This is a genomic window from Trichocoleus sp. FACHB-90, assembly GCF_014695505.1.
Taxonomy (GTDB): domain Bacteria; phylum Cyanobacteriota; class Cyanobacteriia; order Cyanobacteriales; family FACHB-T130; genus Funiculus; species Funiculus sociatus.
On the sequence record NZ_JACJOK010000057.1, the window covers coordinates 16,772 to 30,006 of the forward strand.

Sequence of the window (13,235 nt, forward strand, 5' to 3'; positions counted from 1 at the left end):
CCAGGCCGCAGCCCAGGAACGCAGGGGAGAAAGAATCAACCAGTAACGATAAAGGGTGAGTCAATCGGTTGTAGACGATTGGCATCTACCAAAGCTTGATAAACCATCGCTGCTACTTCCCCACGGGTAGCATCACGGGTGGGGTTGAGTTTTTTAAGGTTTGGTTGATTGACAATTATCCGTTTTTGTGTGGCTGTTGCTACTTCATCTTTAGCATAGTCAGGAATGCTAGCGCGGTCGTCAAAGGTGTTTAGGGCAGTAGCAGCGCCACCAGTTAGCTTTAGCCCATTAATTAGAGAGACAATCACTTGTACGCGCTGAACATTCTGGTTTGGCTTGAAAGTTCTGTCGGGGAAACCGGAGAGAAATTCGCCGCGATAAGCTTGTTGAATTGCGTTGAAGCCCCAGAAAGTCTGTGATACATCTACGAAAGCGATCGCATTTCGTTTCGCAGGTGGGTTGAAGGCTTTCGTCAGTAAGGCGGCATACTGCGCCCGTGTCATACTCGCATTAGGCTTAAAGGTTTTGTCGGGAAAACCACTGATAATATTCTGCTCGACTAATTCCTGAATAAAGGCAGCAGCCCAATGTCCGGCAATGTCGGTTAACTCAACAACAGTATCGCCACCTGCTCCATCACCTGCTCCACCACCTGCTCCGCCACCTGCTCCACCACCTGCTCCGTCGCCTGCTCCGTCGCCTGCTCCACCACCACCGCCTGTTGTATCGACGGGGGGAGTTTGATTATTAACTAACTCCACATTTCCCTGAACTTTAGCCGGATTCATCTGATTTCCCACAGCAACCAGCTTGTTAGAACTGGTATTTTGCAAATCAAATTTATCGTTATACCGCAGAATGTTTCCCCCAGGATCGGAGTTAGTACCTAAATCTGGTAAAGCTGTAGTAATTACTGTTAGGCCATCGTCAGTATTTCGTTCACTAAGATTATTCCGTAGTTTAGGACGAGAATCACCAGAAACGAATATCCCAGAGCGATTTTCCGAAATTTGGTTATCTATAACTAGGGGTGCGGCACGTTCAGCAATGCTAATTCCATAACCTGTATTCTTACAGGTATTACCTCGGATTTCGCCTCTGGCATCCCCTGCCAAGGAAATACCATTGCCCAGGTTTTGCGTAAACAGATTACCTCTGATTACTGGAGTGCCATTGGCTGTAACAAAAACTCCCTCGCGTTTGCTATTAATAAAGGTGCAATTCTTCACGGTAGGGGTAGTCGATTCAATCCAGACGGCAGTGCCACGGCTAGAAAGATTGGTAACGGTTACTCCTACCAGTTGGGCATTATTGCCTAAAACCATTGTCACGTTTTGTCCGCCAGAGGAGTTGGGACTGCTGTAGGTTCCGCTACCTTCGATTAAAATGCCGCTGCCTTTATTAGCTTCATTACCGATAACTATTACGCCAGATGGCACTCTGAGGGGAAAGACTTCGCCGTTGGCTGCATTATAATTTCCTGCTGCCAGTTGAATTGTGGTGTTTGATTGAGCTTGAGTGACAGCTTTGCTAATCGTTTTGAAAGGAGCTGACTGGCTGCCAGCAGCGTTATCATTGCCAGTTGCTGGATTGACGTAAATTTGAGCCATAGTGATCTTGAAATATGGTAATAAGAGCATTAACCGCTTGCAATTTTACCCATTTTATGCAGGTAATTCAAACAGCTACATTGCCAATAAGAGCGTATCCGGAAAATAGGGCAATTGGTTTTAAAAGCTACATTTTGAGAGTTTTGTTAGTGAAATCTGCTTTTGACGCGATCGCAAAGAGGACAATTTTTTTCTAGAAGGGCGGATAAAAGTGCAAGCGTCCGACACCCAAATCTAAACCATAAGCTTTCTCCCCGGCTGGAAAAGCTGTAACTCGGAAGAGGTAGACACCGCTAGTCCAAGGGTTGCGTACTGGATCGAGTCCAACAGTAACAGTCTTACCCGGAGGTACTGGGGGATCGAAGGTGACAGTAATGGTGCCTGTTTTGTCGTCCTTTGTCACTGCTTTAAGCCTTAGCTTCTCACCTTTGCGTTCAGGGGTGCCTTCAAATGCCACGCTATCTTTGAGTTGAAATCGGATGTCATCAAATCCTTGATTTTGAGCGATCGCAATCCGTTGGAGCGGTTCACCAGCATTTTCTGGTAAGCTGACGGTGAAATAATAGGTAGCTCCCCACACATTAACAGTTTCAAAAGTGGTGGAAGCATTAACCAGGCGAGGCGACTTGTCAAAAGAAACTGTTCCATCTGCGAGTCGGATTGCGACAGCCGAGGGATTGGCAATTCCCCAGATGCTTGCTGCTACAGCTAGGGTGGAGCCGAAAAGAAATGAAAGGCGCATTGCTTCAAGATCAACGACAAGAAGTGTTGTTATTTTAATGAAAGCGATCGCTTTCCCGGTAAAATCTCTCTACAGTCTGGAGTAGTTCTCCGCCACGATAGAGGTAAATTGCATTTTTGTAAGGCATTATCTTTAGTAAGAATAACGCTTAAAGTTGGCGATTTCACGCTGTGAGTAAAAAGTAGGTGGCGATTGTGGGCGAATCTATCTCTTTTAATTTCAAGGCTCTACCAGGAATCAAGTTTCAAGTCAAAAGATCGCGAAAGTCTTTTGCACACAGATTCCTTGCACCGTTGAGTTTAGTTGGTATCTTGGGTTGTACGGGAGTAACGTGGTTAGTGTCAAGCGCTCTTGCACCCCAGATTGCCCAAGCTTACACCGCTCGTATTGACCTTCGCATGGTCGGTCAGCCAAACGAAACCTACGAAGGCTTAATTCGCCGAGCCGAGGCGGTTGCGAGAGCCGCAGCACAGCGTAGCTTTGACCGGGACATCTTAGTAACAGATGTTGCGGTGATGATTATGGGGCAAAATCAAGGTGCGATCGCGCCAATTCTGGCTCTTAAAGTCAATCGCGGAGCATGGAGAAGCCGCCCTGATGTCTCTCGTTGGGCAACTTACTTTCCTAGTACCAAGGCTTTACTCGGCTTTAGAGATGATGTAATACCAGATCCCCAACAAGTACCCGCAGCCGCGCCAGCAGCCGCACCCCAACAAGCACCCGCAGCCGCGCCAGCAGCCGCACCACGGGCAACTCCCCCAACAACTATAACTCCAGGTAACGTTAGAGATATCCCACGACCACCTGCTGGAGGTACTCAACCGATTATTAGGAGAGATAACCGCCAGAATGTTCCTCAAACACCAGGAACACCCACCCCGTTTGTGCCAACACCCGGTGGGGGGGGAAGTCCAGCTCAGGGGGCTCCGTTTACACCAACATCTCCTGGTGGTGCTACAAACACACTACCCACAACACCAACTACTAATCCGGCTACACCACCAACTACTAATCCGGCCACGCCACCCACGACTAATCCAGCTACGCCACCAACTAATAGCCCAATTACGCCACCCACTAACAGTCCGATTACGCCACCCACTAACAGCCCAATTACGCCACCAACTAACAGCCCAATTACTCCTGTGCCTGGAACCTGAACGAATGGACAACGGTAATTAGAGAATGAAGTTGTCGTTGCCCAATTGGTTTCCAGCAAACTTGAGAGGTTAACTAGATTGCACTTGTCAAGGAATCTTCTACAATGGGAAGGCTGTAACCGATTGCCTCATTAACAATCATGGCTGTTCCAAAGAAGAAAACGTCAAAATCCAAGCGCGATAAACGCAAAGCTACCTGGAAGCACAAGGCGACGATTCAGGCTCAGAAAGCCCTCTCGTTGGGCAAGTCAATTCTGAGCGGGCGTTCTAAATTCGTGTATCCGACACAAGAAGAAGAAGCCGAAGAAGAATAATTCGACCTGCTGGGATGTCCGAGCGCCTTTGGGCGCTATTTTTTTAGCTGTTGTGCATAGTAGATATAGTACCTAAAACGCTTTTCTACTTGACTCATGCTAGGAAAATTTTTCAAAAAACCAGAATCGCCAGATAGCGATGCTGCTAACGCAGCCGCTTCGCTACGCACTCCTCCTGGTCAATATCTGACAAAAGGCTTCCCAGTGCTAACTTACGGCAATACTCCCCGCGTCAACGCTGATACCTGGCAGTTTCGCGTCTGGGGTTTGGCAAAAGAAAAAACTTTCAGTTGGGCAGACTTTATGGCTATGCCCCAACATGACTTTACTGCTGATTTCCACTGCGTCACTCGCTGGTCTAAACTCGATGTGCAGTGGACTGGCGTTAAGGTTACAGACTTTATGAAGCTGGTGGAGGTTGACCCGAAAGCTGCCTATATCATGGAACATTGCTATGGCGGCTACACCACCAATATCTCTATGGACGACTTTGTGCGGGAAGAAAACTTTTTTGCTCACACCCTATTTGGAGAGCCATTACCCGCCGAACATGGTGGCCCGATGCGGCTTGTTGTCCCTCACATCTATGCCTGGAAAAGCGCTAAATGGATTAATGGTTTGGAATTTCTCAGTCAGGAAGAGTTGGGTTTTTGGGAGCGGAATGGCTACCATCGCCGGGGGGAGCCGTGGGCGGAAGAGAGATATAGCTATTAAGCCATTGGTGATTAGTCATTAGTTAGAGCCGAAGGGCTAGAAACTAAAAAGCGCACTTCGTGCCGCTTCCTTAACATAACTTCAGCCTTGCGTTATATAAATAAAGCCTGCTTCAAGCAGGCTTTATTTATATAACGCATCATCCGAACTTTGTTTGCTCGCCCTTGAATAAGCTCTAACGCGCAGGGTACGCCAAAAGTCGCCGGGTATGTTCGCTGACTGCGTAGAGACGTTACAGATAACCTCTCTAGGCAAGCTTTTTTGCCGTACTCATTAATTGTCGTGACTCTTGCTTGACAAAGCCAGCTATTGCTGCGCGCTGCAATTTTGTCAAAGCTTCTATGTCTTCTAAGTCATGGTCAATCGCTAAAAGCTGCCGCAGTTGATCTTCGGCTTCAATTGTCAAACAGCCATTTTGAATCACTCGTTTAACTACTTCACAGATTTGGGTCATAGAATCTACCTTTTGTGCGCTATAAGTAGTATTCCGTTTGGCTGTACAACTTCTGGTGATGCTTCGGCTGGAAATTTGTGATGTTCTATGGGAAACTTTCGTGATGGAGTGGTTACTTTTTGAGTGAGCTAAATCACAAGTTGTCCGCTGTCAGCACTCAGCAAGGAGTTGTCAGGTTATAACAATCCAACCTGACAACTTGAGAACTCTCAAACGCCAACGGACAAGGGATAACTATTTAATCAGCCACTTGAGTAACTTGAGCTTGCCAAGGTAGGGAGCGTATCTTAACTTCACATCCACCAAGAAAGATTTGTTGAGAACGCTTTTTTGATGGGAAAATGTATCAAAACCTGCTTTGCCGTGATAACGACCGATACCGCTCTCCCCGACACCGCCAAATGGTAAATCTAGGACAGCAAGGTGCATGACTGTATCATTGATGCAGGCACCGCCGGATGATGTCTGGTGTAAGACTCTCTGTTGCTTTTGTTTATCTGTTGAGAAGAAGTAGAGGGCTAGAGGTTTGGGTTTGGCGTTGACAAGCGCGATCGCTTCCGTTAATTCTGTATATTCGATTACTGGTAAAATGGGGCCAAAAATTTCTTCTTGCATCACTGCATCTTGCCAGTCAACCCCTTCGATCAGTGTGGGAGCAATGTATTTCTCAGATGGATTTGTATCTCCACCAATTACAATTTCCCCACTGTCTAAATATTTACAAAGACGATTAAAGTGTTTTTGATTAATAATTCTGGCATAATCAGGACTTTTTTCCGGGTTCTCTCCATAAAATTCGCTAATACATTTTTTGATTTGCTCTAATAAATCTTTTTTAATTTTTCTATCTACTAAAAGATAATCTGGAGCTACACAGGTTTGACCTGCATTCATAAACTTACCCCAAACTATTCTTCTAGCTGTATATTCCAGGTGAGTTTTCGCATCAACAATACAAGGAGTTTTTCCACCTAGTTCTAGCGTTACTGGTGTCAAATGTTTTGCCGCCGCCGCCATGACAATTCTTCCAATTTCACCGCTACCCGTGAAGAAGATATGGTCAAATTTTTCTTCTAGTAGCTGCTGACTGGTGTCTACGCCGCCTTCAACTACAGCAACAAACTCTGGATTAAAGTATTTTAGAATAATTTCAGCTAGCAGATGGGATGTGTTTAGGGAAATTTCGGAAGGTTTTAAAATTGCACAATTCCCAGATGCGATCGCTGCTACTAAAGGAGCAATTACCAGTTGAAATGGATAGTTCCAGGGGCCAATGATCAGAACCACGCCCAAAGGTTCAGAATATATCTTTGCTGTGGATAAAAACTGGGTAATTGGTGCCTTTATTTTTTTTGGCTTTGTCCAGTTATTAATATTTTTTAGAACATTATTTATTTCTTCTAAGCAAAATGCTATCTCCAAGCCATAAGCTTCAAATTCTGGTTTGTTTAAGTCAGATTGCAAAGCCTTTAATATAGCTTCTTTATTATCTACAATCGCTTTCTTTAATAGTTTTAATTGCTCAATCCGAAAAGATATATCTTTGGTTTTACCTGTCCCAAAAAAATTGCGCTGTTTATCTATGACATCACTAAATTTTGGTACTTTTAGCATTTTGGTTTCTTGTACTTGATTTTATATTTTTGATTTTAGTTACTATAAAATCAAAAGGGCTAACGCTTACGCGCTGGCTATAGCAACAGTATAAGCCATGTGATCGCCAACGGAGGCGAAGAAACTCCTTTGCCCCCGCAATAGGCTCTCATGTCAGTGTTGAACAGGAAGGCGAATTCTGAATAAACTACCTTTCCCCAACTCTGATTTAACCTCAATTGCACCTTGATGAGCTTCCACAATCCGACGAGATAAATGTAGCCCTAAACCACTACCGGAACGCTTGTGGTTTCCTTGACGAAATCGCTCAAATAATACTGCTTGGTCTTCTGCTGGGATACCAGGGCCAGTGTCTTGGACTTCCATAATGAGGGAAGGAGTATCAGAGTCAACAATGTTAGTATCTGGCACCATTCGGACAACGACTGAGCCTTTATCTGTAAACTTGATAGCATTTCCAATTAAGTTGGTAAAAACTCGGTGAAGTTCTAGGCGATCTCCTACCACTTTGCTATTAAGTTTATTATGAGCGTCCTTATCTCCTACATCCAGCACCAAAGACAAATGTTTTTCCCCAGCTAAGGGAGTAAGTTCTTCAATAACTTCCTGAAGCAGTTGCTTTAGATCAATGGGGGAAAAAGTCAGGGTCTTACGACCTGCTTCATAGCGATAAACTTCTAGCAAGGTGTTGACCATTGCCAGTAAGTTGCGGTTGCTACGAGCCATTGTAACGACTGCTTCCTGCATCCCTGGCGCGAGTTCTCCCAAGGCTCCTTGCTGAAATAAAGCCAGCATCCTCTCAGCTGCGACTATCGGTGTCCGCAAGTCATGGGTGAGCCAGGAGACAAAATCTTCTCGCTGACGAGCAATTTGGTCGCGTTCGTCTACACTGTGTTTTAGCCGCAGTAGCGATCGCACCCGTGCCAGTAATTCATCTACTTGCACTGGCTTGCGAATAAAATCATCGGCGCCTGTATCCAATCCCTCTACGACACTGGCGTGATCGTGAGCGGTGATTAGTAAAATCGGAATAAACGGCAACTTAGTATTGTCTCGTACTCGTTTGGTGACTTCATAGCCATCCATCCCTGGCATCATCACGTCCAACAATACTAAGTCTGGTGGGCCTTGTTCGATTTCAGCTAGGGCAGAACGACCATTCTCCGCTAATGTAATTTGATATCCCTCTTCTTCCAGAATGGTTTGAACGAGAAACAAATTATCCGGAGAATCATCCACAACTAGAATACGGTCAGTTTTAGAGGCTTGAGTGATACTCGAATGATTCTTCATGAAACGGTAGGTTTACAACAAAACTTATCAAAAATTCAATCTTCTCAAATTTTCAGCTATCACGTATCATTCTTTACGCCTAAGGTATCATTTTGCCTCATTCCCAGGAAGGATTCTTAAGAATCCTTTTAAGCAAGTAGTCTGAGCTTTTTTAGCTTTTACCTGCCATCGGTAACAGATTAGTAATTTTTACTACAGTGACCTAGCTGAAAAGCTTACGTATGTTTGATGAAGCAACTTGGGATTCATGGGTGAAACACCTATGTTATCAACTGGGGACTGGGAAACAGAATAATACAACTCTTTTCTCTTCCTCACCAATTATTAATCTTCAGTAAATTTTTCTAAGTCCTATACATCTGGCTGTTAACTGGGAAAAAGCCGCCAAACTATGCTGTATTTCCAATTTTATAAAGATAAAACTCGAAGAATACAATCTTTTGCCCTCTGGGGATTTCAATTTTCGTAAACTGTAAATTGTAATAAGTTTTGTAAAAGTTGTTTAAGAAGCGATCGCAACCATCAGCAGCAAATAAGTTTCTCTGCCATTTTGCATAATTCTCAGTAAGTAGCTAACTATTAATAGGCCTTATTCGGGTTGACACATCCGCCCAATTAAATCTGTATATAACTATCGATAGATTGACAGCATAACCCAGTGTTGTAGATTTAAGCAAAATTTAAAGTTAATCTCTATGGGTCGATCTGCTTCTCAATCAAGTCCAACCATCGGCAACAAAAAAGCTCCAAATCGCCGTCCTTCCCCCAAAGGCCCTGTAAAACTTGTAACGGGCATCTACTTTTCTGTGCTTATTTGTACCACCATTGGGTTAGTAATGCTAAGCAGCGGTAGAATGACGGTTGGTGGCGTTCCGTTACCGATTGTTATCAGCTTTTTGAACGATCAAACTGCGCGAGATGCTTACTTTTCAGGGAAAAAAACTAAACTCCACGATCGCCTTGATGATATGGGTATTGAAGAACAAATGAAAAACTTTTATCGCCCCCAAATTCCTGACGAAGCAAAGCTAGACCAGCACATTCATCAAATTCTTTATGAACGCACTGGCTATGTGGGCGAACAATATAGTGTAAACGCGCAAGGGCTTTTGGTCTTGAAAGATTGATCGGTTGTCTTGACGCTTGGCAATTGGGTGACAACCCACAACAGACAAAAAATCAAAATAAAAAGTAGCGTTGCGCTAAAGGTAGAATGGTTGCGGGTTCGCAGGTGAGTAATTCTCCATCGGCTCTAACTTCGTAGGTTTCAGGGTCTACTTCTATGCGAGGGAGAGCATCATTAAGCTTCATGTCCCGCTTGCTCAATTGGCGCGTACCCGATACCCCAACTGCTGGCTTTTGTAACCCAAGTTGAGTGGGGATGTTTTTTTCTAAGGCAGCTTGGGAAATAAAGGTGAGGGAGGTGGCAGCGATCGCACCCCCAAAACTGGCAAACATCGGACGCATATGCACTGGTTGCGGGGTGGGGATACTAGCGTTGGCATCTCCCATCTGCGAGTATGCGATCGCTCCCCCTTTAATCACCATCTCTGGTTTCACGCCAAAAAATGCTGGTCGCCAGAGACACAAATCAGCCAGTTTCCCCACTTCTACTGAACCGACGTGCTGAGAAATTCCGTGAGCGATTGCTGGATTTATAGTGTACTTTGCGACATAGCGCTTCGCCCGAAAATTGTCTGCCCTGTCTTTCCCCTCTCCTTGCAGGATAGCGCTTGGGGAGAGGTTCCCCCGCTGTACTTTCATTTTGTGCGCCGTCTGCCATGTGCGAATAATCACCTCGCCCACTCGTCCCATCGCCTGAGAATCTGAGGCAATCATGCTAAATGCGCCTAAATCGTGCAGAATATCCTCAGCCGCAATCGTCTCGCGCCGAATTCGGGACTCGGCAAAGGCGACATCTTCGGGAATGCTGGGATCGAGGTGATGGCAGACCATCAGCATATCCAGGTGTTCATCTAAGGTGTTGACGGTGTAAGGACGTGTAGGATTGGTGGAAGAAGGTAGTACGTTGGCTTCGCCGCAAACTTTGATGATGTCCGGGGCGTGACCTCCCCCAGCACCTTCGGTGTGGTATGTGTGGATAACGCGATTTTTGAAGGCATTGATGGTGGTTTCCACAAAACCAGCTTCGTTCAAGGTGTCGGTATGAATTGCTACTTGTACATCATATTCATCAGCAACACTTAAGCAGGTATCAATTGTTGCTGGTGTGGTTCCCCAGTCTTCGTGCAGCTTCAAGCCCATCGCTCCGGCTAAAACTTGCTCTACCAATCCTTCCGGCTGGCTGCTGTTGCCTTTGCCCAAGAAACCCAGGTTAATTGGGAAGGCATCGGCGGCTTGCAGCATTCGGTAAATGTTCCAGGGGCCGGGAGTGCAGGTGGTAGCATTTGTACCCGTGGCGGGGCCAGTACCGCCGCCGATCATAGTGGTGACGCCGGATGCGATCGCTACCTCAATTTGTTGCGGACAAATAAAGTGAATGTGGCTGTCAATTCCGCCAGCAGTGAGAATCATCCCTTCGCCAGCAAGTGCTTCGGTTCCGGGGCCAATAATAATATCTACGTTGTCTTGAATATAGGGATTTCCCGCTTTACCAATTTTGAAAATGTGCCCGTCTTTAATGCCAATATCGGCTTTAACAATTCCCCACCAATCTAGAATTAGGGCGTTGGTTATGACTAAATCTACAGCACCAGCAGCGTTAGAAATTGGGGATTGTCCCATCCCGTCTCTGATAACTTTCCCGCCACCAAATTTCACTTCATCCCCGTAGGTGGTGAAGTCTTGTTCGACTTCGATAAATAATTCTGTGTCAGCGAGACGAACGCGATCGCCTACAGTGGGGCCAAAGGTTTCGGCGTAGGCGCGGCGATCCATGCGGTAACTCATGCTTCACTCCTTTTATTTTTAACGCAAAGGTACAAGGGAGGTTAACGCAAAGGTACGCGCAGTTTCTTGCCGATATCTTTGGCGTTACGAAAGCGTTTCATAAGTTTATAGCGAACCGTTGATTTTCGCATTGAAACCGTAAACTTGACGGCTACCTGCAAAGGGTACTAATTCTACTTCTTTTTCATCTCCTGGTTCAAAGCGTACTGCTGTCCCGGCTGGGATATTAAGCCGCATTCCTTTTGTTTGTTCTCTATCAAATTCTAAAGCTTCATTTACTTCAAAAAAGTGATAGTGGGAACCAATTTGAATCGGGCGATCTCCTGAATTAGCAACTATTACTCTGACGGTGGGACGACCTGCATTGAGTTCAATTTCTCCGTCTTGTACAACCATTTCCCCTGGAATCATATTAAACTCCAATTACTTAAGGTTTTTTATTTGCAAAGCTACATGGACGACGTTTGTAAATGATGTAACGAGCTAATATCGTCAACGGATAAATTTGCCGGAGGTGTCACTGGGATTTCAATCCAGAACTCTGTGCCTTGTCCAGGTTGGCTAAAACACTTTAGCTCCCCGCCATGCTTATTTACCACAATTTGGTAGCTAGTGGATAGCCCCAATCCCACCCCCTGACCTACTGGTTTGGTTGTGAAAAACGGGTCAAATATCCGACCTCTAATCTCTTCTGGTATTCCAGGCCCATTATCAATAATCCGAATCGCTACGCGATCGCCATCAGCGTCTCTATTAGCCGGATTCAATTGTGTATGAATGACGATTCGCCTGGGATGCTGCTTCATTTGGTCTGGGGAAAACTCCACCTCGTATTGCTCAACAGCATCAATCGCATTACTTAAAATATTCATAAACGCTTGGTTGAGGTATCCGGCATAACACTCTACAAAAGGGAGTGTGCCATACTCTTTAACAATTTCAATAGAGGGACGCGAGGCGGTAGCGTTCAAACGATGCTGCAAAATTAGTAGTGTGCTGTCAATGCCTTGGTGGATATCAACAACTCTCCGAATAGTTTCATTTCGCCGGGAGAAGCTTTGTAATGACAAAACGATTTGACGGATACGATTAGCACCAACTTTCATTGATATGAGAATTTTGGGTAAATCCTCGGCAAGAAATTCTAAATCAATTGCCTCCGCCAGCTCGATAATCTCAGGATTTGATTGGTCATAATAGCGCTGGTAGAGTTCTAAAAGGTCGAGTAAATCTTGGGTGTATTGAGCAACGTGGGATAAATTGCCGTGAATAAATGTAACTGGATTGTTGATTTCATGAGCAACGCCTGCAATCATTTGACCGAGGCTGGACATCTTTTCTGTTTGAATTAGTTGGTCGGTTTCAAGCAGTCGAGCTTGAGCCTCTTGTAGTTCTTGCAAAGTTATATTAAGTTGTTCGGCTTGGGTTTGAGATGCGATCGCTCGTTCGCGTAAATCAGCTTCCCGAAATTTTAGTTCGCGATCGAGACGGTCAAACAGAAAAGCTGCTGTAACTGCGCCAATAATGCCAATAATGGCGGATAAACCCAGTGTCGCCTGAGTGAGGCTCTGCTGGCGCGTTAAAAGCCGGTTGCGTTCTTTTAGCAGATGCTCTTCCTCTTCCTGAAAAATACTGATTTGCCGACGAGTCTCATCCATTAAGGATTTGCCTTGGAAAAGCAAGTTCTTCAGGGTGGATGGGGACGTTGTTTCATCGTTGATAGCGTTGAGAGTGTTCTTTAACATCTCCATCCGTTGCTGCGCCTGAATTTTAACCTTCTGGAGTCGTTGACGCTGCTGTTGATCCTTAACGCGATCGCTTAGTCTGTTCAATGATTTAGGAATAGTTGCGATCGCTGCTGAATAAGGTTCTAAAAATTCCGGCTGACGAGTGAGACTGTATCCTCGAATACCTGTTTCTGCATCCACCAACGCATTGAGCAGGCGATGAGTTTCAAAACGTATCTGCTGCGCTTGTTGGACATGGTAATGAGCCTGCACTGTATTCTTTTGTAGCCACGACAACGGGCCAAGCGAAAAAAGCAGACAGCTCACTGGAATAGCCAGGATGATAGCTCCTCGGCAGCGAATTGGCAAATTGAGCCAGACAGAGCGCAACCCTCTAATTAGAAAAAAATTCATGAGTAATTATTCCGGTGCAGTATTCGATACGTAAAGAACAATACAAAAAATTGCCTTCCCTATTGGAGATTTTCTTAGCACCCTGCACAGTTGTAACGCTAGAAGATTTCTAGCAAATAGGTATTATATGTGTTCTGACTAATTTAGTTTAGTTTAGCGGTGAATATTGCTCATGCGTTTACCTTATGTATCATTTCTGTAATACTTTTATCAGATATTCCTCCGTCAGCAGATTATTCCGGATTTTTTTCAAATCTCTGGGGTGAGAGCGTTACTTGTATTT

12 protein-coding genes are annotated in these 13,235 nt (G+C 45.1%); 4 read left to right on the forward strand and 8 right to left on the reverse strand.

Annotated elements, in window-relative coordinates; all coding sequences use genetic code 11:
• Window positions 1–35: 35 nt before the first annotated feature.
• Both H6F74_RS16535 and H6F74_RS16540 read right to left on the reverse strand, forming a co-directional pair.
• Window positions 36–1,610, reverse strand: a complete 1,575-nt coding sequence (locus H6F74_RS16535) for a DUF1565 domain-containing protein (RefSeq protein ID WP_190442996.1) — start codon at window positions 1,608–1,610, stop codon at window positions 36–38.
• Between the two features lie 193 nt (window positions 1,611–1,803).
• Window positions 1,804–2,352, reverse strand: coding sequence for a DUF2808 domain-containing protein (locus H6F74_RS16540; RefSeq protein WP_190442997.1), 549 nt, complete (start codon window positions 2,350–2,352; stop codon window positions 1,804–1,806).
• A gap of 194 nt (window positions 2,353–2,546) precedes the next feature.
• Here H6F74_RS16540 and H6F74_RS16545 point away from each other — a divergent pair, with 194 nt between their 5' ends.
• From H6F74_RS16545 to H6F74_RS16555, 3 genes are all read left to right on the forward strand, one after another.
• Entirely contained in the window at window positions 2,547–3,512 is a 966-nt protein-coding gene (locus H6F74_RS16545; RefSeq protein ID WP_190442999.1) for a hypothetical protein, read from the forward strand.
• A 140-nt stretch (window positions 3,513–3,652) separates the two neighbouring features.
• Window positions 3,653–3,826: a 50S ribosomal protein L32 gene (gene rpmF, locus H6F74_RS16550; RefSeq protein WP_190421102.1), complete on the forward strand. Its 174-nt coding sequence runs from the start codon at window positions 3,653–3,655 to the stop codon at window positions 3,824–3,826.
• A gap of 96 nt (window positions 3,827–3,922) precedes the next feature.
• Window positions 3,923–4,540 carry a sulfite oxidase-like oxidoreductase gene (locus tag H6F74_RS16555; RefSeq protein WP_190443001.1) on the forward strand — a complete coding sequence of 206 codons (618 nt, stop codon included), beginning with the start codon at window positions 3,923–3,925 and terminating at the stop codon, window positions 4,538–4,540.
• Between the two features lie 247 nt (window positions 4,541–4,787).
• Here H6F74_RS16555 and H6F74_RS16560 read toward each other — a convergent pair whose 3' ends face one another.
• The 3 genes from H6F74_RS16560 to H6F74_RS16570 form a co-directional block, all read right to left on the reverse strand.
• On the reverse strand, window positions 4,788–4,994 hold the full coding sequence (locus tag H6F74_RS16560; RefSeq protein ID WP_190443003.1) for a hypothetical protein: 207 nt from the start codon (window positions 4,992–4,994) through the stop codon (window positions 4,788–4,790).
• 234 nt (window positions 4,995–5,228) lie between these two features.
• Window positions 5,229–6,608, reverse strand: coding sequence for an aldehyde dehydrogenase (locus H6F74_RS16565; protein WP_190443005.1), 1,380 nt, complete (start codon window positions 6,606–6,608; stop codon window positions 5,229–5,231).
• Window positions 6,609–6,761: 153 nt separating this feature from the next.
• The gene (locus H6F74_RS16570) at window positions 6,762–7,901 is read right to left on the reverse strand and encodes a hybrid sensor histidine kinase/response regulator (RefSeq protein ID WP_190443007.1); all 1,140 of its coding nucleotides are present in this window, start codon (window positions 7,899–7,901) and stop codon (window positions 6,762–6,764) included.
• Window positions 7,902–8,596: 695 nt separating this feature from the next.
• Here H6F74_RS16570 and H6F74_RS16575 point away from each other — a divergent pair.
• Window positions 8,597–9,028, forward strand: a complete 432-nt coding sequence (locus H6F74_RS16575) for a hypothetical protein (RefSeq protein ID WP_190443008.1) — start codon at window positions 8,597–8,599, stop codon at window positions 9,026–9,028.
• A 52-nt stretch (window positions 9,029–9,080) separates the two neighbouring features.
• Here the strand turns inward: H6F74_RS16575 and ureC are convergent, their stop codons facing one another.
• From ureC to H6F74_RS16590, 3 genes are all read right to left on the reverse strand, one after another.
• Window positions 9,081–10,811, reverse strand: coding sequence for an urease subunit alpha (gene ureC / locus H6F74_RS16580; RefSeq protein ID WP_190443010.1), 1,731 nt, complete (start codon window positions 10,809–10,811; stop codon window positions 9,081–9,083).
• A gap of 105 nt (window positions 10,812–10,916) precedes the next feature.
• Complete coding sequence (locus H6F74_RS16585) at window positions 10,917–11,222, reverse strand: urease subunit beta (RefSeq protein WP_190443018.1); 306 nt, start codon at window positions 11,220–11,222, stop codon at window positions 10,917–10,919.
• Window positions 11,223–11,260: 38 nt separating this feature from the next.
• The gene (locus H6F74_RS16590; protein WP_242022147.1) at window positions 11,261–12,952 is read right to left on the reverse strand and encodes a CHASE3 domain-containing protein; all 1,692 of its coding nucleotides are present in this window, start codon (window positions 12,950–12,952) and stop codon (window positions 11,261–11,263) included.
• Window positions 12,953–13,235 lie beyond the last annotated feature (283 nt).

Excerpts from the sequence above, each read along its gene's own strand:
- H6F74_RS16555 (WP_190443001.1), top strand. The coding sequence starts at position 3,923 with ATGCTAGGAAAATTTTTCAAAAAACCAGAATCGCCAGATAGCGATGCT.
- H6F74_RS16535 (WP_190442996.1), bottom strand. The coding sequence starts at position 1,610 with ATGGCTCAAATTTACGTCAATCCAGCAACTGGCAATGATAACGCTGCT.
- H6F74_RS16575 (WP_190443008.1), top strand. The coding sequence starts at position 8,597 with ATGGGTCGATCTGCTTCTCAATCAAGTCCAACCATCGGCAACAAAAAA.
- H6F74_RS16590 (WP_242022147.1), bottom strand. The coding sequence starts at position 12,952 with ATGAATTTTTTTCTAATTAGAGGGTTGCGCTCTGTCTGGCTCAATTTG.
- H6F74_RS16565 (WP_190443005.1), bottom strand. The coding sequence starts at position 6,608 with ATGCTAAAAGTACCAAAATTTAGTGATGTCATAGATAAACAGCGCAAT.
- H6F74_RS16540 (WP_190442997.1), bottom strand. The coding sequence starts at position 2,352 with ATGCGCCTTTCATTTCTTTTCGGCTCCACCCTAGCTGTAGCAGCAAGC.
- H6F74_RS16585 (WP_190443018.1), bottom strand. The coding sequence starts at position 11,222 with ATGATTCCAGGGGAAATGGTTGTACAAGACGGAGAAATTGAACTCAAT.
- H6F74_RS16560 (WP_190443003.1), bottom strand. The coding sequence starts at position 4,994 with ATGACCCAAATCTGTGAAGTAGTTAAACGAGTGATTCAAAATGGCTGT.
- H6F74_RS16570 (WP_190443007.1), bottom strand. The coding sequence starts at position 7,901 with ATGAAGAATCATTCGAGTATCACTCAAGCCTCTAAAACTGACCGTATT.
- ureC (WP_190443010.1), bottom strand. The coding sequence starts at position 10,811 with ATGAGTTACCGCATGGATCGCCGCGCCTACGCCGAAACCTTTGGCCCC.
- rpmF (WP_190421102.1), top strand. The coding sequence starts at position 3,653 with ATGGCTGTTCCAAAGAAGAAAACGTCAAAATCCAAGCGCGATAAACGC.